Raw genomic sequence first — 415 nt, 5'->3', positions numbered from 1 at the left:
ATCGAGTAAGCCATTTATATCAACGAGGTAAAGACCAAAGCCCAGCTTGTTTGTTTTTTCTTTGATGATGGTATAGTCAAAGAAATAGTCGCCAATATTGGTGTAGCCTTTATGCACTACATCAAAATCGTTGTTGTAAAGAAATTTAGTACGGTACATCGGCATTACCACTTTGGCCTGATGACCTGCATCCTGCTGATATTTGGGTAAAGCTCCCACCACATCGCCTAAACCACCGGCTTTTGCCACGGGGTAACATTCGGCACTAACATGAAGTATTTCCATTTGGCAAGAATTTGTAACTGTTTGATGACCTGAATATAGGAAGGACTTTGACTGTTACCAAAAATGAATAAATAATTTTTCGCAAAGCAATTTCTTGCATACTTTCAGCCCTTCAACAACAACTATTTGA

The 415-nt window shown here is 38.8% G+C and carries 1 protein-coding gene; it reads right to left on the bottom strand.

The genetic code is table 11. The features are described from left to right. Nucleotides 1-285, bottom strand: a 285-nt coding sequence (locus ENE75_RS26115) for a glycogen/starch synthase (RefSeq protein WP_259371728.1), incomplete at its 3' end; no start/stop codon positions are given. Nucleotides 286-415 lie beyond the last annotated feature (130 nt).

Origin of the sequence: Rubrivivax albus (genome assembly GCF_004016515.1) — a bacterium.
GTDB classification, from domain to species: domain Bacteria; phylum Pseudomonadota; class Gammaproteobacteria; order Burkholderiales; family Burkholderiaceae_C; genus Rubrivivax; species Rubrivivax albus.
Note: the sequence above shows the minus strand (reverse complement) of the source record. Positions and strands in the feature narration are given on the sequence as shown.